The 18658-nt window shown below is 68.7% G+C and carries 19 protein-coding genes; 8 read left to right on the top strand and 11 right to left on the bottom strand.

The genetic code is table 11. The features are described from left to right. The first annotated feature begins 2 nt into the window (after positions 1-2). Positions 3-410 (top strand): integrase core domain-containing protein, encoded by a 408-nt coding sequence (locus AB0H83_RS36875; RefSeq protein ID WP_360103346.1) that lies wholly within the window; start codon positions 3-5, stop codon positions 408-410. A 45-nt stretch (positions 411-455) separates the two neighbouring features. Here the strand turns inward: AB0H83_RS36875 and AB0H83_RS36870 are convergent, their stop codons facing one another. The 6 genes from AB0H83_RS36870 to AB0H83_RS36845 are packed head-to-tail and all read right to left on the bottom strand — an operon-like array spanning position 456 to position 6362. After that, positions 456-1385: a transglutaminase domain-containing protein gene (locus AB0H83_RS36870; RefSeq protein WP_360103344.1), complete on the bottom strand. Its 930-nt coding sequence runs from the start codon at positions 1383-1385 to the stop codon at positions 456-458. 15 nt (positions 1386-1400) lie between these two features. Beyond that, positions 1401-3068 (bottom strand): AMP-binding protein, encoded by a 1668-nt coding sequence (locus tag AB0H83_RS36865; protein ID WP_360103342.1) that lies wholly within the window; start codon positions 3066-3068, stop codon positions 1401-1403. A gap of 1 nt (position 3069) precedes the next feature. Then, positions 3070-3291: an acyl carrier protein gene (locus AB0H83_RS36860; protein ID WP_360103340.1), complete on the bottom strand. Its 222-nt coding sequence runs from the start codon at positions 3289-3291 to the stop codon at positions 3070-3072. Between the two features lie 37 nt (positions 3292-3328). Continuing rightward, positions 3329-3898 carry a hypothetical protein gene (locus AB0H83_RS36855; RefSeq protein WP_360103338.1) on the bottom strand — a complete coding sequence of 190 codons (570 nt, stop codon included), beginning with the start codon at positions 3896-3898 and terminating at the stop codon, positions 3329-3331. Then, positions 3895-4959, bottom strand: coding sequence for a hypothetical protein (locus AB0H83_RS36850; RefSeq protein ID WP_360103336.1), 1065 nt, complete (start codon positions 4957-4959; stop codon positions 3895-3897). Before AB0H83_RS36850 ends, AB0H83_RS36855 begins: the two co-directional genes overlap by 4 nt. Continuing rightward, complete coding sequence (locus AB0H83_RS36845) at positions 4956-6362, bottom strand: condensation domain-containing protein (RefSeq protein WP_360103334.1); 1407 nt, start codon at positions 6360-6362, stop codon at positions 4956-4958. The genes AB0H83_RS36850 and AB0H83_RS36845 overlap by 4 nt, the downstream gene beginning before the upstream one ends. 412 nt (positions 6363-6774) lie before the next feature. On the opposite strand from AB0H83_RS36845, the gene AB0H83_RS36840 reads away from it, so the two are divergent. The 6 genes from AB0H83_RS36840 to AB0H83_RS36815 are packed head-to-tail and all read left to right on the top strand — an operon-like array spanning position 6775 to position 11848. Beyond that, a complete protein-coding gene (locus AB0H83_RS36840; RefSeq protein WP_360103332.1) occupies positions 6775-8028 on the top strand; it encodes an AMP-binding protein in 1254 nt (417 codons plus the stop codon). Further along, positions 8025-8759 (top strand): SDR family oxidoreductase, encoded by a 735-nt coding sequence (locus tag AB0H83_RS36835; protein ID WP_360103330.1) that lies wholly within the window; start codon positions 8025-8027, stop codon positions 8757-8759. The genes AB0H83_RS36840 and AB0H83_RS36835 overlap by 4 nt, the downstream gene beginning before the upstream one ends. A 38-nt stretch (positions 8760-8797) precedes the next feature. Further along, positions 8798-9076 (top strand): phosphopantetheine-binding protein, encoded by a 279-nt coding sequence (locus AB0H83_RS36830; protein WP_360103328.1) that lies wholly within the window; start codon positions 8798-8800, stop codon positions 9074-9076. A gap of 48 nt (positions 9077-9124) precedes the next feature. Then, positions 9125-10177, top strand: a complete 1053-nt coding sequence (locus AB0H83_RS36825; RefSeq protein ID WP_360103326.1) for an ATP-binding cassette domain-containing protein — start codon at positions 9125-9127, stop codon at positions 10175-10177. Next, positions 10174-11043 carry an ABC-2 family transporter protein gene (locus AB0H83_RS36820; RefSeq protein WP_360103324.1) on the top strand — a complete coding sequence of 290 codons (870 nt, stop codon included), beginning with the start codon at positions 10174-10176 and terminating at the stop codon, positions 11041-11043. Before AB0H83_RS36825 ends, AB0H83_RS36820 begins: the two co-directional genes overlap by 4 nt. Continuing rightward, complete coding sequence (locus tag AB0H83_RS36815) at positions 11036-11848, top strand: ABC-2 family transporter protein (protein ID WP_360103322.1); 813 nt, start codon at positions 11036-11038, stop codon at positions 11846-11848. Before AB0H83_RS36820 ends, AB0H83_RS36815 begins: the two co-directional genes overlap by 8 nt. Positions 11849-11855: 7 nt before the next feature. On the opposite strand, the gene AB0H83_RS36810 is transcribed toward AB0H83_RS36815, so the two are convergent. From AB0H83_RS36810 to AB0H83_RS36790, 5 genes are read right to left on the bottom strand one after another with little or no spacing between them, the layout of a single operon-like run. After that, entirely contained in the window at positions 11856-12857 is a 1002-nt protein-coding gene (locus tag AB0H83_RS36810) for a beta-ketoacyl-ACP synthase III (protein WP_360103320.1), read from the bottom strand. Next, the gene (locus AB0H83_RS36805; protein WP_360103318.1) at positions 12854-14485 is read right to left on the bottom strand and encodes an amidohydrolase family protein; all 1632 of its coding nucleotides are present in this window, start codon (positions 14483-14485) and stop codon (positions 12854-12856) included. The genes AB0H83_RS36810 and AB0H83_RS36805 overlap by 4 nt, the downstream gene beginning before the upstream one ends. A gap of 37 nt (positions 14486-14522) precedes the next feature. Further along, positions 14523-15296 (bottom strand): isochorismatase family protein, encoded by a 774-nt coding sequence (locus AB0H83_RS36800; RefSeq protein WP_360103316.1) that lies wholly within the window; start codon positions 15294-15296, stop codon positions 14523-14525. Continuing rightward, entirely contained in the window at positions 15293-15982 is a 690-nt protein-coding gene (locus tag AB0H83_RS36795) for a hypothetical protein (RefSeq protein WP_360103314.1), read from the bottom strand. Before AB0H83_RS36795 ends, AB0H83_RS36800 begins: the two co-directional genes overlap by 4 nt. Positions 15983-15998: 16 nt before the next feature. Next, positions 15999-17252, bottom strand: coding sequence for an aminotransferase class III-fold pyridoxal phosphate-dependent enzyme (locus tag AB0H83_RS36790; protein ID WP_360103312.1), 1254 nt, complete (start codon positions 17250-17252; stop codon positions 15999-16001). Positions 17253-17579: 327 nt separating this feature from the next. Here AB0H83_RS36790 and AB0H83_RS36785 point away from each other — a divergent pair, with 327 nt between their 5' ends. Next, positions 17580-18629 (top strand): transcriptional regulator protein, encoded by a 1050-nt coding sequence (locus AB0H83_RS36785; protein ID WP_360103310.1) that lies wholly within the window; start codon positions 17580-17582, stop codon positions 18627-18629. The last annotated feature ends 29 nt before the right edge of the window (positions 18630-18658 follow it).

Genomic DNA, 18658 nt, shown 5'->3' with positions numbered 1-18658 from the left:
TCGTGATGGACCTCGAGAACGCGAGCTGCCGGGCGCGCTACCTGATCAGAGACCGCGACGGGAAGTTCCCCGCCCTCATCGACGAAATCCTCGCCAACGCCAGCATCCAAACCGTCCTCTGCGGCATTCGGGTCCCGAGAATGAACGCGATCATGGAGAGATGGGTACAGTCCTGCCGCCACGAGCTACTCGACCGCACCCTGATCTGGAACGAACGCCACCTACGCCACGCTCTGCACCAGTACGAGCAGTTCTACAACACCCATCGAGCCCACCAGGCCATGACGCAAGCCGCACCCCTACGAGCTGCCCCCACGCCGATCACGGATCGAGGACGAATCGCCCACCTCGACATACGCCGACGAGACCGCCTCGGCGGTGTCCTTCACGAGTATCAACATGCGGCTTGAGCTACACGGACGAGGTTTTCGGCAGGCGCACAGCGTTGCTGAGCGTCAGGCCGATCTCTGGCTCGCCGGGCGCTCGGGCATGAGCTCCACCAACAGAAATCCTCGTCGGTCGCGGCGCGGGCACGGATGACCGGCGTAGGTTCCGTCCGGCGTCGCCAGCTCGATGAGCTTGTTCACTCGGGAGCCGAAGCAGAACGCCGCATACCTGTCGTCGAAGAAGCGGCTACTGAGCATGGCCATCGCCGGGTCGAGAGTCTTGATGCGGCCGTCCGTATCGGTCACCTCGATCCAGTAGTGGTTGATGCATCGTCTTCCACCGAAGAGATAACCGGCCCGGAACTCGCCGGCAACGCCGAGCATCCGCAACTCCTCCAACAGCAGCAGCGAGATGGCCTGGCAGTCGCCTACCCCACGGGCACGCGTCAGTGTGGTATCGACGGAGACCGGCAGCGGTGTCAGCTGGAAACGGTAGTTCGCCATGAGCTGCGCCCAGACGCGGTGGATCCGCTCGTCCACCACCTTGCCCGATCGGCCGGTCAGCTCCAGTCGGCCGGACCACGCCGCCCTCCCCTGCGCGGTCTCGCTGTCGTTCCAGCGCACGCCGACGAACGGCGGGGGTTGCCACTGGTCGCTCGTGCACGAGGTCGAGAGGCAGTTGGCCTGGACCCGCACCGCAAAACTCTGCGGTGACAGCCAGTCCCCGCCGTAGTTACGCAGGGCCCTGGCGTACAGCAGCATCTCCAGCTCGGATCGGCTACGCCCTGAGCCGCCCAGCAGTCCGGCGTTGAGCACGTCATACTGGTCGAAGCCGCCGCTGTACCGCGGCAACACGCTGCCCGCGAGGTTGGCGAGCTCCTCGGACGAGCACCGGAGCTGGCCTTGTGCCCACTGGTCGTCGACCACGTCGACGTACTCCACTGGCGTGGGGACAAGCGCGGTCGCTGCCGTAGCTGAGCGGGTGTCGATGTCGTTCACTGCACGGACTACCTTTCACGACGGGACGGAGTGACCAACCGGCGCGGCGGCGAGCGGGCTGCCACGCTCCTGGTAGTCGGCCCGGCAACGGTCCCGCTCCAGCTTTCCGCTCGTGGTCACCGGCAAAGAGCCGCACGGGACCAGCGCAACGGTGTCGGGGGTGAGGCCGAAGGCGCGGCGCAGAGCATCCCTGATGGCAGCCTGCGCGCGGGCTTCGTCCGATGGCTGCACGGTGACGCCACGACGGAGTTCAGCCAGGACAACGACTTCCTGATCGCGGTCAGCACGCTCGCAGGCGAACACGGCGATCCTGCCCCTACGGACGAGCGGCTCCTCGTCCGCCACGCACGCCTCCAGCTCAGTGCTGTAGTAGTTCTGCCCCCGGACCTGAAACCGGTGCCGCGCCCGGCCGATGAGCACCAGCTCACCATCAGCAAGGAATCCGATGTCGCCGGTGGCGTAGGTCGTTTCATCCCCGGCGACCTGAGGTCCACTTATCACGACCTCCCCCAGGACCCGGTCACGGTCCGTGGCAGGGCCGCCGTCGGGTTGGATCCATACCGAGGTGCCCGGTAGCGGAGGCCCGGCCGAAACCAGCTGGACGGCGTCAGCCTCGGATTCGGGGCGCGCCACTGTCCCGAGACTGAGCGCCCACTTCGAGACCGGGATGAGGCGTGGCCGCTCGTGCGGGAGACACGTGGTGACGGTGAGGGTTGCCTCGGCCAGGCCGTAGGAGGGCGCGAACATCTCATAGCGGAAGCCGTCGGGGGCGAACGCATTGCTGAACTCCTCCATCGTTGTCACGCGCACCATCTCACCCGCGTTACGCGCCACCCGCAGGCTGCTCAGCTCGACTCCGCTGTGGTCGGTCACCTTCCGCGCGCACAAGGCATATCCGAAGTCGGGCGCGGAGACGTGCGTAGCCCGGTGCCGGCTGATCGCCCGGAGCCAGGTGCCGGGGTCGCGCACGAAGTCCATGGGGTCGAGCAGGACCGAGTCGTAGTTGGACCACAGGGGACGCAGGATGCTCGTCACGAGGCCCATGTCGTGATACACCGGCACCCAGTTGACGCAGACGCAGCCGTGGTCCTCGGCGAAGACGGTTGCTGCCTGGGCGAGCTGTGCCACCACGTTCCGGCTGGAGATGGAGACTGGCTCCGGGTCACTGACGGATCCTGAGGTGTACTGGAGATAGGCCACCGGCGACGGGGCGTCCGGACCCGGCGGAGTCGGGCCAGCCGAATTCAGCTCCGCTCCGTCGATAACCAGGAAGCGGCCGCCTGACACGGCCTGGACTCGCCCGATCGCCGCCGAGTCCGCCACGACCGCAGCCGGTCCGGCGCTGCGGAGGATGGCCCGTAGCCGCCGGTCGTGCGAGGCCTGCACGCCGAGGCGGCTCGGTCCCGGGACCGGGACAGCCCCAGCCATGACGGCCCCGAAGAAGGCGACCGCGAAGGCGAGCGTATCGGCCAGGCAGATCACCACCCGTGCTCCGGCGAGATCGGTCCCGGCCCGGTCCCGCAGGGCGGCCGATGCTGTCAACGAACGGGTACACAGCTCTGCGAAGGAGTACGAGGTCTCCTGATCGCCCCGGATCGCGGTCAGCCGTTTCGGCGACTCACGCCGGGCGAGCAGGAGGTCGGTGAGACACTCCGGCGTATCGGCTGCGGTTACGCCCACCACGTCAGCGGTCCGCCGTCATCACGGTGCGACTGAAACTCCCGAAGGAGTCCGCGTTCATCAGCGCCACCATGTCGATCCGGCGCCCCAGTGCCCGCTCCAGCCGGTCGCAGTACTCGGCGATCTGGATGGAGTCGACCCCCAGGTCGAACAGGTTGTCGTCCATCGCCACCCGCTGCCCGAAGACCGCTTCGGCGATCTCGATTACGAGCTCCTGACCAGGCATACCGTGACCTCCCGCTCCACGACCACTCAACGCGCGTTCACCCTCTGCGCCGCTGCTCCTCAAGGAGGGCCAGTACCTCGTCGTACCAGCCCAACTGCGCCGACGGGTCCGCGGCGCTGAGGTACCAGGCGTCGGAACCGGTCAGCCGCATGCCCGCGGCAACCTCACGCAGCACGCGTACGCCATCGGCCCACATCTCAATGGAGTCGAGCCGGTCGCTCAGGGGTATCGACAACTCGCTCCGGACAACGCGCAGCATCTCATCGACTTCCCGCCGCATCGCCAGCTCATCCGACGGGCCGTCCCGCAGGACAAGGTCCCAGAGCGTGTCGGCGAGCGCAGGGTTCAACGCCGCTACTGCATCGAGCGCGATGCAGAGCTGTTCCGTCACGTCCAGGGATCCTGGCAGCCGGACCCCACGCTCGTGGAGGAAGAGTTCGATGGCCTCCATCAGGAGGCCCTGCCGTGCCCGCCACGCGAGCTCCCACTGCCCGGCACGGACCGCACCATCGAGGTCGAACCAGTGCGACATCAGCTCCTGCTGGTGGGCGTTCGCGTCGCGTTGCGACTTCACCCACTCCAGCAACGAATCGCCCCGCGCGCTCACTGGGTTCCCTCCTCGACAAGGAATCCTGACAGCCGTAGCCCGGCGGTCTCTCGCCAAACCCCGGAGCGCAACTCCAGTTCGTCCATCCCGGTCCGGCGGGCGGCTGCCGCCACGGCCTCAGGCCATGCGGCGCCTCGCGCCAATTCGCGGATCACGACCTCAGCGAGCCCGTCGGCCCGGGCTACCGCATCGGCGCCCTTCACCAGCAGGATGGAACGGTCTGCCTCGACGCACCGGACAGTGTCGGGCAGCCGGGCGACGCGGTCATGCAGCAGCGCCCGGAAACCGTCCGGCAGCCGCATTCTCAGCCGCAAGGCTTCGGCCTGCCGCACCGGGTCCGGGCCAGGAGCGAGATAGGGGTCGACCACGGCGCGGAAGCGGTCGCTGCCCCGCCCGTACCGCCGGGCGGCCTTCTCGCCCAGCCACTTCCACGAGGGGTAGCCCTCGCCCTCGAGCGCCAGTTCGCTGTTGCCCAGCCACGCGGCCGCGTCGCGGAGCATCATCCGAGCCGGCCGATCGTGTCCCTTCGACAGCCGGAACGCCGCGGACCCGAGCGACGCGTGCGCGCGTGCCAGGGTGAACCGCGCGTAGGCGGTGCGCGCCACGTCAGCGTCGAAGCGGGCCAGGACCGGGCGGCAGCCGTCGGTCACCCGCAGGGGTACGCCGACGCTCAGCCGGTAATGCCGATCGATGTCGCGCTGGCGCAGGCTGTCGACCTGGGGCCAACCGGCGTTCATCAGTCGCGTTGCGAGCGCTTCCAGACCACGCAGATCGAAGTACTCGCAATCGACGTAGCGGGTGGGTCGGATACCGATGGCCACCGCCTGCGCCGGTCGCTCGTCCCGCACCACGTACAGATCGATGTCGGAGTGCTCGTTGCCGAACCCCTCGACGAGCGAGCCCGTGATGAAGGCGGAGGCCCCGTCCGCCAGGTCACCAGTTATCGCAGCCAGTTCCTCCCGCACATTGGCGGGAAGTTCGGCCAGGCGATCGGTCTGGTCCTCTGCTCCACCGAGCTGCGGCCGCTGTGGGCCAGCCGTGGTGGATGTCTGCGCTGTCACCCTTCCTCCCGGAGTTCCCGCTTGACGAAGTCCTGTTCGACGGTTTCGCCCCGCACCGCCGCGATCAGGACCCGGTCCATGGCGCGAAGGATGCCGGCCACCTCGTTCTTCGGCAGGATCGCGGTGTCCGTGCGCAGCGTGAGGGAGACCGCGTCACTCCAGATATCGGCGAGGATGCCGAGCGCCACGTTCTCAGAGTCGAAGCCCGCTTCCCACGTCACGGTGGTGCGGCGGGCGGCGCGAGCGACCGCGTCCTCGCCCGCCGGGTCGTCGGTCACCGCCACCGCTAAGGGGGCATGCATCCGAACGTTCAGGAAGCTGGAGGTATCCGGCGCTCCCGCCCGCTCGTCCCTGACCTCCTGCTTCATCGCGTCGAACCTGGCGACCTCGTACTGCCCGTGCCGTATCGACGCGGCGGATGCCTGGGCCGTGGCCTGCACCACGTCCCGGAGCCCCCGCCCGGCCACGTCGACGTAGAGCGGTGCCATGCCGGCCAACGGTCCCACCATGCCCTGTGCCCGCCGGGTCAGGCGGTTGCTGACAATCATGGGAAGTCCCACACCTGACACGTCCGACCAGGCCGCGACGAGGCTGACCACCGTGCCCATCAGCACCGACTGGTGGGAGCATCTCCAGCGCCTGGCCAGCAGGTCCACCGCCGCCCCTCCGGCGGCGGATTCCATACGCGCCTCGCAGAACGGCGGCGTGTCCGGCGCACGGCGCGACGTTGGAAACAGCGAGTCCGGGAAGCGGTGCAGCTGCCGACGCCAGAACGCCAGAGATCGGTCGCAGGCCCGCCGACCCTCCTCGGTCGACTCGTATGCGGCCTGGTCGAACGGGTGCCAGTCCGCCGACCCGGACCTGACCGGTGACGACGCGTCGCCCAGCCCCAGGGCGGCGTTCAGCTCGCCCATCAGTATCGTCCTCGACCAGGCGTCGATGGCCATGTGGCTGAACCGCAGAGCTACCAACCGAGCACCCCGCCGGTCGGCGACCACCACTGCCCTGACCGGCAACTCATCCACTTCGAAGCCGGTTTCGTAGAAGTCCGCGATGAGCGAGTCCGCTCCATCCGGATCGAACACCTCGACCGCGCGAACGTCCACGGGCAGGCGCCCGGTCCGCTGCACGTGCTGGCGCAGGCCGCCCTCGCCGTCCGGGACGTACGTCGTCCGCAGCGACTCGAACCGACTCACCAGGCCGGCGACCACCTCGCCTACCTGTTCAAGTGACAGCGAGCGGTTCGCCGGGATCGGCACGACGATGTTGATGCACAAGTGCCGACTGTCCGGCAGCTTGGAAAGTGCGTCCCATACCCATTGCTGACCCCAGCTGAGATTCGCTGTTCCGGAGCGACTCCCCTCGAACGGCGCCAGGTGCTCGACGCGGTCAACAATACTCATGGTCGCAGAATCCGCACTCACCGTCATTCCCCCTCAGTCACCTGTACACGACGACAAGGACCAATGCATTGCGCTGTCACTCGACACGATTCACGCTTCATTTCTGACTTCTGTCAAGCGCTCGTATCGAGCCTGATCGATGGTCACCCTGCGTAGCACGATGGACCGTCCAGGTCCAAGGACACACAGTTAATACCAGATCACCTCGGATATAGCACCCGTCCACGGCTCCGGAGCAGCTCCACCTTCACCTTCACCTTCATCAATCGCCGTGCTACGTTGTCGCACGCACTTGGAATGACGGACAACGTGTCTGGGGAATCTGTGTTCGCGATTTGCGCATCATTCCGCCCTGCCGACTGTGCCTCAATTCCAGCGAACGCCTGGATCACGCGACCATTGGCCTCAAACGATGGCGGTCGGCATGCGTGAGGAGCGTGCTGCCGTCATCTGCGCGCCCGACCAGGTGATCGACCGAAGTTTCCTGGAGCGCGACGGCTTCGGGCTACGCCAGATCGTGCCGCCAGGTGGCACGGTCGTCGTCGCAAGTCGAGGGGCGCTGCCGGTAGCCGCGGTGTTCGCCGCACTCGATGGCTGGGCGGCCCGTGTCGACCTGGTCGGCCCTGAAGGGCTCGGCTCGGCACCCGACAGTGCGGTGGTCCTGGTGGACGACCTCGGCGCCCACGCAGCGGTGATGTCGGGCACTGCCCCGCCCCCGGGTGAGGCGGCCACCCGCTGGCGCCTTCGCTCCTCAGGCACCACCGGAGCCGGGAAGACCACCGATCACAGCATCAGCGCGCTTGCCCGTACGGTCAGGCGCCCCGACGGACCGGGATCCGCCGGGGCGTACCGCTGGGGCCTGCTCTACCCCCCGACCAGGATGGCTGGGGTACAGGTCGTGCTCCAGGCCCTGTTCGGCGGGGAGAGCGTGGTCGACGCCGCCCACCTGGCAGGCCTCGAGCAGCGTCTGGAGTGGTTCGCGGCCTGGGACGTGAACGCCCTGTCCGCGACGCCGACGCTCTGGCGGCAGATCCTGCAGTTGGGACACGCCTCCGGCCTGCGCCTGAAACAGGCCACGCTCGGTGGGGAGATCGCTGACCAGCGATTGCTGGATGCGATGGGAGACCGGTTCGGGTGTCGGGTCAGCCACGTGTTCGCCTCCACCGAGGCCGGGGTGGCGTTTTCCGTCAGCGACGGCCGCGCCGGCTTTCCCCGGGCGTTCCTGCACCGTGGTCCACGAGGAATCCGGCTGGAGATACGCGACGGCGTGCTGCACGTGCACAACCCCGGCAGCAGTCGCGCCGAGCCGGACGGCTTTGTCTCCACCGGCGACCGCGTGACGGTTGTCGACGACCGGGTCCACTTCGAAGGTCGGGTGGACGGCGTGGTCAACGTCGGCGGGGAGACCGTCGTCCCGGAACGCGTCGAGGAGGCGCTGCGCCGTCATCCACGGGTGCACGACGCTCTCGTGGTCCCCCGGCGCAACGCCTTCAGCGGATGGATCCTGCACGCCGAGGTCGTGCCGGACGGTGCCGAGGACGGGCAGCTCGCGGGTGAACTGCGCCGGCAGGTGCGCGAGGAACTGGGGCCGGCCCACGTGCCGGCGCGGGTTGTGCTGGTAAGCCAACTGCGCTCGTCGACGACCGGGAAGGCGTTGCGGCAATGAGGAACCAGGACGGCCCCGACGCGGCCGCGTCCGTCGTCATTACCGGAAGCAGTAGCGGGCTGGGACACGGTCTGGCCCGCCTGCTGCACGCCGCGGGCTATCAGGTCGTGGGGGTGGCCCGGCGCGACGTGGCCGAGGAGGACATCGGTGCGGGATACCGGCACGTACGCGCCGATCTGACCGACTGCGACGCCATTCCGGACATCGCGCGGCGCATCCTGAGCGCGGCGGGGACGCCGTACGCGCTCATCAACAACGCGGCGACCGGTGTGGACGGGCTCCTGCCCACCATGCGGGACGTGCGGCTGGTCGACGCGGTCGGGCTCAATCTGATCTCGCCGATGCTGCTCGCCAAGTACCTCTCCCGGCCGATGATCTCGGCGGGACGCGGCCGCATCGTCAACGTCTCCTCCGTTGTCGCCTCGACCGGGTACCGCGGATTGTCGGTCTACGCCGCCACCAAGGCCGGCCTGGAGGGCTTCACCCGGTCGCTGGCCCGCGACCTGGGCAGGCGTGGCGTGACCGTGAACGCCATCGCCCCCGGCTTCCTGGACACCGAGATGACGGATGGCCTCGGGGAAGGCAACCGTGAGCGCGTCCGGGCACGCAGCGCACTGTCCCGATTCGCCACCGTCGCGGAGGTCGCGGCCGCAGTTGCCTACCTGCTCTCCCCGGGGGCCGCCGGAGTCACCGGCACCGTTCTGAAGGTGGACGCCGGCGCCACCGCCTGACGTGTGCCCCCACCCTGTCGCATAAGGAGAGGATCACCGTGGCCGACCACGAAGAGCTCCAGATCGTCATCCTGGAAGAGATCACCGCGTACCTCACCGAAGAGGGGCGGGAACGAACGGTCCTCGATCTGGACGACCGCGTCATCGAGAGCGGATTGGACAGCCTGGGGCTGGCCGTGGTGGTCACGCGACTGGAGGACCGACTCGGCTATGACCCGTTCGGAGATTACGCCGGTGACGCCTACCCGCAGACGGTGCGCGAGTTGGTGACCTTCTATCAGGAACGACGGCCGGTGGCCGGCCGCCAGGACCACTAAGGCGCCCGCACAAGCCGTTCCGGACGCATCCCTGCCCAGTGGAGAGCCATGCAGCATTCTTCGAAGCCGTTGATCGTCGCGAAGCAGCTCACGAAAGTCTTCCGCCGACCTGATCGGCGTCCCGGCCTGACCGGCGCGGCACGGCATCTTTTCGAGCGCCGGTACGCCGAGCGCGTCGCGGTCGATCGCCTGGACCTGGTGGTGGAGGAGGGCGAGGCGCTGGCCTACGTCGGCCCCAACGGTGCCGGCAAGTCCACCACGATCAAGATGATGACCGGGATCCTGGTCCCGACGTCCGGCGAGATCCGGGTCAACGGGATCGTCCCGCACCGCGACCGGGTGGAGAACGCCCGCCGGATCGGCGTGGTCTTCGGCCAGCGGACGCAGCTGTGGTGGGACATCCCGGTGCGCGATTCGCTGGAACTGCTGCGGGACATGCACGGCGTGGAGCAATGCCGGTACGATCGCACACTGGAGCGGCTGGACGCTGTCCTGGAGCTCGCACCGCTGCTGCCCGTGACGGCCCGCCGCTTGTCCCTGGGGCAACGGATGCGGGCGGACCTGGCCGCCGCGCTGCTGCACGAGCCGCCGCTGGTCTACCTGGACGAGCCCACCATCGGGCTGGACATCGAGGTGAAGGACCGCATCCGCGCCTTCGTCAAGGAGATCGTGGCCGAGGGCACCACCGTCGTCCTGACCACCCACGATCTCGGTGACATCGAGGACATCTGCCGCCGCATCGTGATCGTCGACGACGGCCGCATGGCCTTCGACGGAGCCCTGGCTCAGGTCAAGGACGCCTACGCCCGGGACCGATGCATGCGACTGGAGCTCGCGGCGCCGCCGGCCTCACTGGAGGCGCTGTCGGCGTCGCTGCCCGCGGCGAGCGTGGCGCCCGGTGACCACGATCGCGAAGTCACCGTCACCTTCGACCGGTTCCAGCTGTCGGCCACGCAGGTGCTGAGTACCGTCATGCGGTACGGCGAGCTACTCGACGTGCACATCGACGAACCGGCGATCGAGCACGTCGTGCGCCTGGTGTACGCCGGCCAACTGAGCGCCGGCCAGTCGCACGACGGTCCTGTCGAGGCCGCGGCATGACGGCGCAGGCCGCACCGGTCCAGGACTGGCCCGACCGGCGCGACTTCTCCCAGCCCCGGCCCCGCGGTGCCCTGTGGCGGGCGTACCTCGCCATGGGGCGTGCCCACCTGCGGACCGTGATCGCCTACCGGACCAGCTTCCTGTTCGGATTGCTGGCAAGCACCTTCGGCAGCTTCGCGATGCTGTACCTGTGGCGGGCCGTGCTCAGCCACGGCCACCGGGCGAATGGCTTCGACTGGCCGCACCTGAGGACGTACCTCCTCGTGACGTACTTCGCCGGCTCGCTGGTCTCCAGCTACAACGACTACCGGATGGCCGGCCGCATCCAGCGCGGCGACATCGCTCTCGACCTGGTCCGGCCCGCTGACTTCCAGCGTTCTAGGTTCGCCGAGACCATGGGCGTCGTCTGCTTCGAGGTCGTGGTCGGGGTCATCGTGGTGACGCTGGGGGCGCTCGCCTTCGGTGGACTGACCCTGCCGCCGTCACCGGCCTCAGCGGCGCTGGCCACGGTCAGCCTGGTGCTGGTGGTGCCGCTGCGGTTCGGGCTGGTGTACATCAGCGGCCTGGCCACCTTCTGGACGCAGAACTACGTGGGGGTGCAGGCCGCCCGGATCGCGCTGGTGACGCTGTTCAGCGGAACGATGGTCCCGTTCGCTTTCCTGCCCGGTTGGCTGGCCACGACCTGTACGCTGCTGCCGTTCGCGGGGATGGCCGCCACTCCCGCGCTGGTGTTCTCCGGCGCCGTCCAGGGGGCGAGGGCCGTGGAGGCTGTCGCGGTTCAGCTCGCCTGGGCCGTCGGCATGTGGTGGGGGGCGCGGCTCTGCTGGCAGGCCGCGAGCCGCCGATTGACGGTGCACGGTGGGTAGCCCGGTGGGTGGCGTGCTGTGGACCGCCCGGCTCTACCGCCGCTGCCTGGGCGTCCGCCTGCGCGCGGCGATGGAGGAGCCTGGCGACTTCTGGCTGATGGTGGCATCGGCGCTGACCACTCAGGTGGTCGGCATCGTGTTCCTGTGGGCGATCTTCCGGGCGATCCCCCAGATCAACGGGTGGCGGTTCTGGGACATCGTGCTCATCTACTCACTGGTCGTCGTCACCGAAGGTCTCAGCGTCCTCGTCGCCCAGGGCGCCTGGCAGCTGGCCATGACGGTGAACCTGGGCGAGCTGGACGCCGTCCTGGTGCGCCCGTACCCGGCCGTGCTCCAGGTGCTCGCCTCCGCGATCGGTATCAACGGTCTCGGTAACCTGCTGCTGGGCTGCCTGCTGCTCGGCAACGCCATCGCGCGGGTGGATGTCCACTGGTCGCCGGGCCTCATCCTGCTCGCGGTGGGCCTGCTCGCCGGGGCCACCCTCACCAAGATCGGCCTGAACCTGGCGACCAACTGTGCCGCGTTCTGGCTCAAGTCACCGTTCTCGGCGTTCGCCTTCTCCATGCACACGCTCGGCGAGCTGGCCAGGTTCCCGATCACCATCTACGGCGTCGGGGTACGGATCGTGCTCTCGGTCTTCCTGCCGTACGCCTTCATGAGCTTCTTCCCGGCCACGACTGTCCTGCACCGGGGCGCCCCGGTCTGGGCCGGCCTACTCACCCCGGTCGTCGGCATCTACAGCGTCGCCGTGGGCACCTGGCTGTTCAGACGTGGTCTCTCCCGCTACGAAAGCTCAGGGCATTGACTCGGGTTCAGGGCAGAGTCACGACCATGGCGGCGTGGGTCAGTCCGCCACCGAATCCGACGAGCAGGGCCAAGCCTCCGCTCTCGACCGCACCCGTGGCGATCATGCGTTCCATGGCCAGCGGGATGGAGGCCGCAGAGGTGTTGCCGGCGTCGATCACGTCCCGCGCGACCGCGACGTGCGGCGGCAGCCGAAGGGCTGCCGCCGCCGAGTCGATGATGCGGAGGTTGGCCTGGTGCGGGATGAACGCGGCCAGGTCCGACAGCTCGACCTTGGCCGCGGCGAGCGCCTGACGCCCGACCTGAGGGACGGTCCGGACCGCCCAACGGTAGACGCTGGAGCCGTTCATCCGCAGCGTCGGCCAGGGTACCTGCTCATCGCGCAGGGCGAGCCAGGACGCGGAGTGCATGATGAGGTCCCGGTGCTCGCCGTCGGTCGCCCAGACCACCGGCCCGATGCCCGGAGTAGCGGCGGGGCCGACGACCACGGCGCCGGCGCCGTCACCGAAGAGGAACGCCGTCCCCCGGTCCTGCGGGTCGACGATGTCGCTCATCTTCTCCGAGCCGACGACGAGCACGGATCGGCAGACGCCGGTGCGCACCAGTGAATCAGCCAGGGCGAGGGCGTAGCAGAACCCGGCGCAGGCCGCGCTCACGTCGATGGCTCCGGCGTTGCGGGCACCCAGGAGGTGGGCGATCTGGGGCGCTGCCGCGGGCGACTGCTCCAGGTGCGACATGGTGGCCAGCAGCACCATGTCGACCTCGTCGGCTGCCACGCCGGCCTGGGCGAGCGCCTTGAGCGATGCCCCTACCGCCATGCTGACGACGGTCTCGTCCGGTGCGGCGAAGCGGCGTGCGGTGATGCCGGAGCGGCGCCGGATCCACTCGTCACTGGAGTTGATCCGGCCGGCCAGCTCGGCGTTGCGCACCGTACGGCTGGGCCGGTAGGCGCCGACTCCCACGATCCGGGAGCCGGCGACCGTCGGGGTGACCTGAGGTGACCTCATCATCGGCCGACGGGGTCCAGGTCACCGCGGACGCCGGAGTACAGCTGCGTGGCCTCGCTGAACCCGGGCCGCCGGAAGTCGGCGCCGCTGCCCGTGCCGCGCCGGATGACGCGCCGTCCGGAGACCTCGAAGTGCTTGTCCGGCCCGCTTAGGCTGCGCGGGATGTACTGACCGAGCGGGTCGCCGACCGGCCGCATGCCGGGCGAGTCGTCCGCCCACTCCGCGATGACTCGGCCGCCGAGGATCGTCTTCACCGGCCACCCGGTGAAGCGGTGCCCCTCCATGACCGACCAGCCCGTACGTGTATTGATGTGTTCCTTGCCGACGGTGACCTCACGTCCGGCGTCGACGATCACCATGTCGGCGTCGAAGCCTGGCATCAGCGCACCCTTGCGGCCCCACAGGCCACTGGTCCGGGCCGGGTTCTCGCAGCTGATCTGCACCAGGCGCTCCAGCGTGATCCGGCCCTGATGCACGCCCTCGGTCAGCAGTACCGGCAGGAACAGCTCGACCCGGCTGAACCCGGTGCGGCAGTGCCAGATGTTCGGGTCGTGCATGTCCTCATACGACGCGGGCTCCCAGCCGACCACGTGGTCGGACCCGACGACGTCGACGATGCCGTCGGCCAGCGCGTTCCACAGCGCCTCGACGGTCTCGCGGCGCCGCAGCGGGACGTTGATACGCCACGCGAAGCCACCGTCGCCCCACAGCCAGGCCGGCCCGGTCTGCGCGAAGATCTCCACCCCTTCGGCCCGCGCCTTGACGATCTCCTCGAAGCTCAGCGGAGTGGTGCAGTGCTGGATGTAGAGCGGCACCCGCCCCGGCGTCTGCTGCGCCAGGTACGCGTACGCCCGGATGTGCTGCGCCTCAAGGAAGTCGGGCGACCGGTCGGTCCAGGCGGCGAAGTCCGTGCGGCCGGCCGCCTTCAGGCGGTCCTCGAAGACGCGCCCGATCTCCCAGTTCTCGGCGTGGATGTGCACCATGCCGGGGTGGCCCAGGTGGGCGACCTGCTCCATCACCTGGTACACGGTGCCGTCATCGATGCCCGCGCCGAGGCCGGCCCGCCGGGACGGCCAGTTGCTGTCGGAGTTGTCGGCCATCCCCTTGAGGCTGCGGGTCTGCAGGTACAGCTTGAAGTCGGTGACCCCGTGGCGCTCCGCGTACTCCGGGATCTCGTTGGCCTGCTCGTCGGTCTCCAGCATGTAGGTCAGGAAGGCGTCGACGTGCGAGACGGAGTTGAGGATGTCACGGGCGGCCGGGAAGGAGTGGTTGAAGGACACCACGTCCGGTCGCTGGACGACCTCCTTGAACGGCTTGGTGCCGAGGCGGGTCACCGGCGCCTGGATGCCCCACGTGGTGACGCCGGCGCAGGCGGCGGCCCGCGATTCCGTGCGGATGTCGTAGTCGAACGGGACGTAGCAACCGGGGTGCGCCTCGGAATCGACCAGGCCGGGCAGGATGTAGTTCCCGCGGGCGTCGATCCGCTCCCGGGCCGGCGGCAGCAGGTGCTCCGGGGCGAGGGCGACGACCTTTCCGTCGCGGACGCCGACCGCCACCGAATGCCGCCCGTTTCCGGTGACGACGATTCCGTTCGCGACGATCAGGTCGAGCTTCTCACGGCTGTCTTCCATGTTCCTACCTATTCGCGACTGTGGACAGGAGGATGGGTCAGGACGGCTGAGCGGCGAGGGCGTTGGCGAAGGGCGGGAAGACCGCGTCGAACAGCCCGGTCTCCAGGCCTTCCAGGTACGCCAGGACCGAGGACGTCGTCGTCACGTCCGCGTACTTCATGTGGATGTCCAGGAGCGAGACCTTGTGCGAGAGTACTGACCGGTCGAAGACCGCTTCCTGCGGTATAACGACCCGGAAGTCGTAGGAGACCGCGTCGACGGCGCTGGCTCGCACGCATCCGCTCGTGGTGCTGCCCATCACGATCAGCGAGTCGGCGCGCAGATGGGTCAGGTGGCTCACCAACGTCGTACCGAAGAACGCCGACGGCTTCCGCTTCTCGATGAACAGGTCACCGGGGAAGGGGCAGATCGCATCGACGATGTCGTTGCCCCGATGGCCGACGACATCCACCGGATCGTCGCTGCGGTAGCTCTTGTCCATCCAGACCCCGAGATCGAAACCATCCTCGCGGCGTGGACTCGTGGTGTAGATGACCGGCAGCCGCTTGGCCCGTGCGGCGTTCAGGACCCTCTGGATCGCCGGGATCCCTTCGGTCCAGGCGACTTCGCCACAAGAGTAGCGCCACCTCTCGATCGACTTCAGGATCGGTTCGGGGCGGTCGCCGCAGAAGTTGTAGTTCACATCGACCACCAGGACGGCCGGACGCTCCCCGAATCCCGCCGGCCGGCCCCAGCCGGCGGCGTCGAAGACGGCGCGGTCAGTCTCCGGGAGAACGTCGTCCCAGGGCGCGGCGATCGCTTGGTCGGTCATGGGTGTACTTCCTCTCTCATGGAGCCGTCCAGCAGTTTCTCCAGGATCGGTCGCAGTTCGGGGTAGTCGTCGGAGCGGCTGGTGTCGACGACGGCGTAGCCGTTCGACTCGGCCAGGCGCCGGAAGCGCTCCGCCTCGCGGCGCTTGCCCGCCACGAAATCCGGTGGCACCGGGATGTCTGCTCGGGCGCGGACCCGTTCGACCAGGACCTCGGTTGGTGCGTCGAACAGGACGCCGGCGTCCGGCCGGAAGAGTCGACGCAACGGTTCCAGGAAGATCCGGTCCGACTTGAAAACCAGCGGAGTGAGCGCGAACCGCTCGCAGATGACCAGGTGGCCCTGCCGCAGAGCGGGCTCGATGACGGCGCTCTGCCGCACCAGCCGGTCACCGATGCCCATCAGCGCCAGGCCGACATCGGCGACGGGGTCCGTCCTCCAGGCGACCGGCTCGTCGCCCGGCTCGTTCCAGTCGCGGTACCAGTAGCGGTAGCGGCGCAGGTACTCGCCCGGCGCCAGCACGTGCAAGCACGGGATGCGATCGCCCACGGTGGCCGTCAGCCAGTTCACGAACCGCGTCTTGCCGGAGCCGTCCGAGCCCTCGATCGCGAGCAGGCGACCAGGATAGCCGTGCGACGGCCCGTCGAGCACGTTCGGGAACCAGCCCTCACCCCGACCTGGCGAAGTCATCGACATCCATCCCTTCTCAGCGGGTGCGGGCTTGCGACGTCCGGCGAGCCGCGTCGGCAAGCCGGGCGATCAGGACGTCCAGCTCGGCATCGCTGATCGTCAGCGGAGGACAGACCAGCACGGATTGGGTATGTGCGTCGACCCCCGACGGATAGACCAGCAGCCCGCACTGCCGGGCGTTCGCGGTGAAGAGCAGGTTGAGCGGGGCGGTCGCGTACCCGGCCGGATCCTGGTCGATCGGCGCGCCGAGCAGCAGCCCGCGACCGCGCGGCGGCCGGAGGAAGTCAACGTCGCGGGCGAGCGCTGTCAGTTCGTCCCGCAGCCGGCGCCCGCGCTCGCGGGCGCACTCGACGAGCTTGTTGTCGATCGTGTAGTTCAGCACGGCGAGGGCGGTCGCGGCGGACAACGGATTGCCGCTCATCGTGTGGCCGAGCGAGAAATCGTTCGCGGACCGGCCCGGGAGGACCGTCGCGGCCACGATGCAGGCACCGATCGGGATGTACCCCGCGCTCAGCCCCTTGCCGGTGACGATGAGATCCGGCGTCACACCGGACGGCGTGAAGCCGAACCATTCGCCGGTCCGGCCGAAGCCCGTCATCACCTCGTCAACGATCATCAGGGCGCCGGAGCTGTCGCAGAACTCACGAAGGCCGCGCTGCGTCTCGGTGCTGACCTCGGCCCCGCCGCCGGCCGCGCCGCCGACCGGCTCGAAGCAGACGGCGGCGACTTCCCCGGGGTCGAATCGGTTGAGGACGCGCATCCAGTCCTCGAGCGAGGGGAAGATCTCGGCGGTGTCGGAGGACTCGACGTGCACGACTTCACCGACGCCGTGCAGCATGGACTCCAGATTCGCGCGGCGGGGCGGGTGGGCGGAGATAGCGAGCGCGCCGGCCGTCATGCCGTGATAGCTGGGTCGCTGGGTCACCACGACCCGGCGGGCGCTCCCCGCGTGGTGGTGAGTCATGAGACGCAGCGCGGTCTCCATCGCCTCCGACCCCGAGTTGGTGTAGACGACCTCCTCGAACCCTTCCCCGGCGAGGGAGAGGATCGTCGCGCTCAGGTCGGTGAGCGGCTCGTTGCGGAACTGGCTGCGGTGCGCGAACGTCACCCGCCGCGCCTGCGACGCCATCGCGTCGAGCACCTCGGGAACGCCGTGGCCGATGTTCACGCAGACGGTTCCTGAGCAGCCGTCGAGGTAATCCCGGCCGTCGACGTCATGGATCATGACCCCGTGGGCCCGCTGGACAACTGGCAATACCGAGGCTGGCATCTCATCCCCATCGACGTGTCGTCGGCGTACCAAGGGTCTGTGCGACTGGGTCCACTGTGCTCCGTTCTGCATCCTGGCTCATGATCGCGATTTGCGTGAGCAGGCGTCCAACTGCCCAAGGTGAGCAGTTGGACAGCCCGCACTGGACGGCGGGACACGTCCGCCAATGTGGAAGATCTATGAATATGCCGAAACTCTTGTGTTAGATGTTTTGATGTGTCCTCCGGGAGGATATGACCATGAGGTTCGCTGGCGGACGTGCCGGCGAGCGTCCCGGTGAGGTGATCGGCAGCCTGGTTGGACTGCGGGGAAGGCGGGGTATCGACGATGTCGGATACCATGGTTGATGATCTTCTGCGGAGCGAAGGGAAGGTCGAACGCGACCATGGGGGAATGCGGGTTATGTCGCGTACTGTTCACGAGGTGCCAGTCTCGTCTCTCGTCGGCGGACGCACGCCGCGGCTGGCGGGCATAGATCCCGACCACGTCGAGGTGCTGGCGGAAACGGACGCCGCTCTACCGCCGATCCTGGTGCACGCGCCCACGAACAGCGTGATCGACGGTATGCACCGTCTCCACGCCGCGATTCGGCGGGGCGATGAACTTATTCTGGTCGAGTATTTCCACGGTGACGAGGCCGACGCCTTCGTCGAGGCAGTACGAGCCAACATCGCGCACGGCATGCCGTTGAACAGAGCCGACCGGCAGGCCGCGGCCACCCGGATCATCAGCACTCACCCGCAGCTGTCCGACCGGGCCCTCGCCCAGATCGCTGGAATCTCGGCCGGCACGGTGGCCAAGATTCGCGCGCAGGCGTCGCCGGACGGCGACTGCCGGATAGCGCGGATCGGCAAGGACGGACGCAAGCGGCGGCTCGACGTGGCCGAGGCGCGACGCCGGGCCGTCGAGGTGCTGATCGACCGGCCCGAAGCGTCGTTGCGGGAAGTCGCCCGGGCGACCGGCCTGTCGCCGGAGACGGTACGCGACGTCCGGGCCCGGATGGCGCGCGGAGAGCCGTCGGTCCCGGCGCCCCGGCAGCCGGAGGTCGGCCGACCGGTCGAGCGGCTCACGATGGTCAAGGGCGGCCAGCAGCGGGCGGCCAAGGGCACCACGGTGGCGATGTCCGCCGCCGAGCGGGGAGCCGATGCGCTGCTGAAGAACCTGTACCGCGACCCGTCGCTGCGCTTCAACGAGCCCGGGCGCCAAGCCCTGCAGTGGCTGTCGTTGCGCGCCGGCGGTATCGAGCGGTGGGAACGGCTGTGCGACGTACTCCCGCTGCACAGCCGGTATCTGGTGGCCGAACTGGCGCGCAACTGCGCGCGCCAGTGGACGGATTTCGCCGAATCGCTCGAACAGCAGCTGCGCCGCAGTTCGTGACCGCCGACGAGTCGCCGGAAGGACCAGAC

This window comes from Dactylosporangium sp. NPDC050688, from assembly GCF_040654515.1.
In the GTDB taxonomy this organism is placed as follows: Bacteria; Actinomycetota; Actinomycetes; order Mycobacteriales; family Micromonosporaceae; genus Dactylosporangium.
This window is presented reverse-complemented; position numbering and strand designations above follow the sequence as displayed.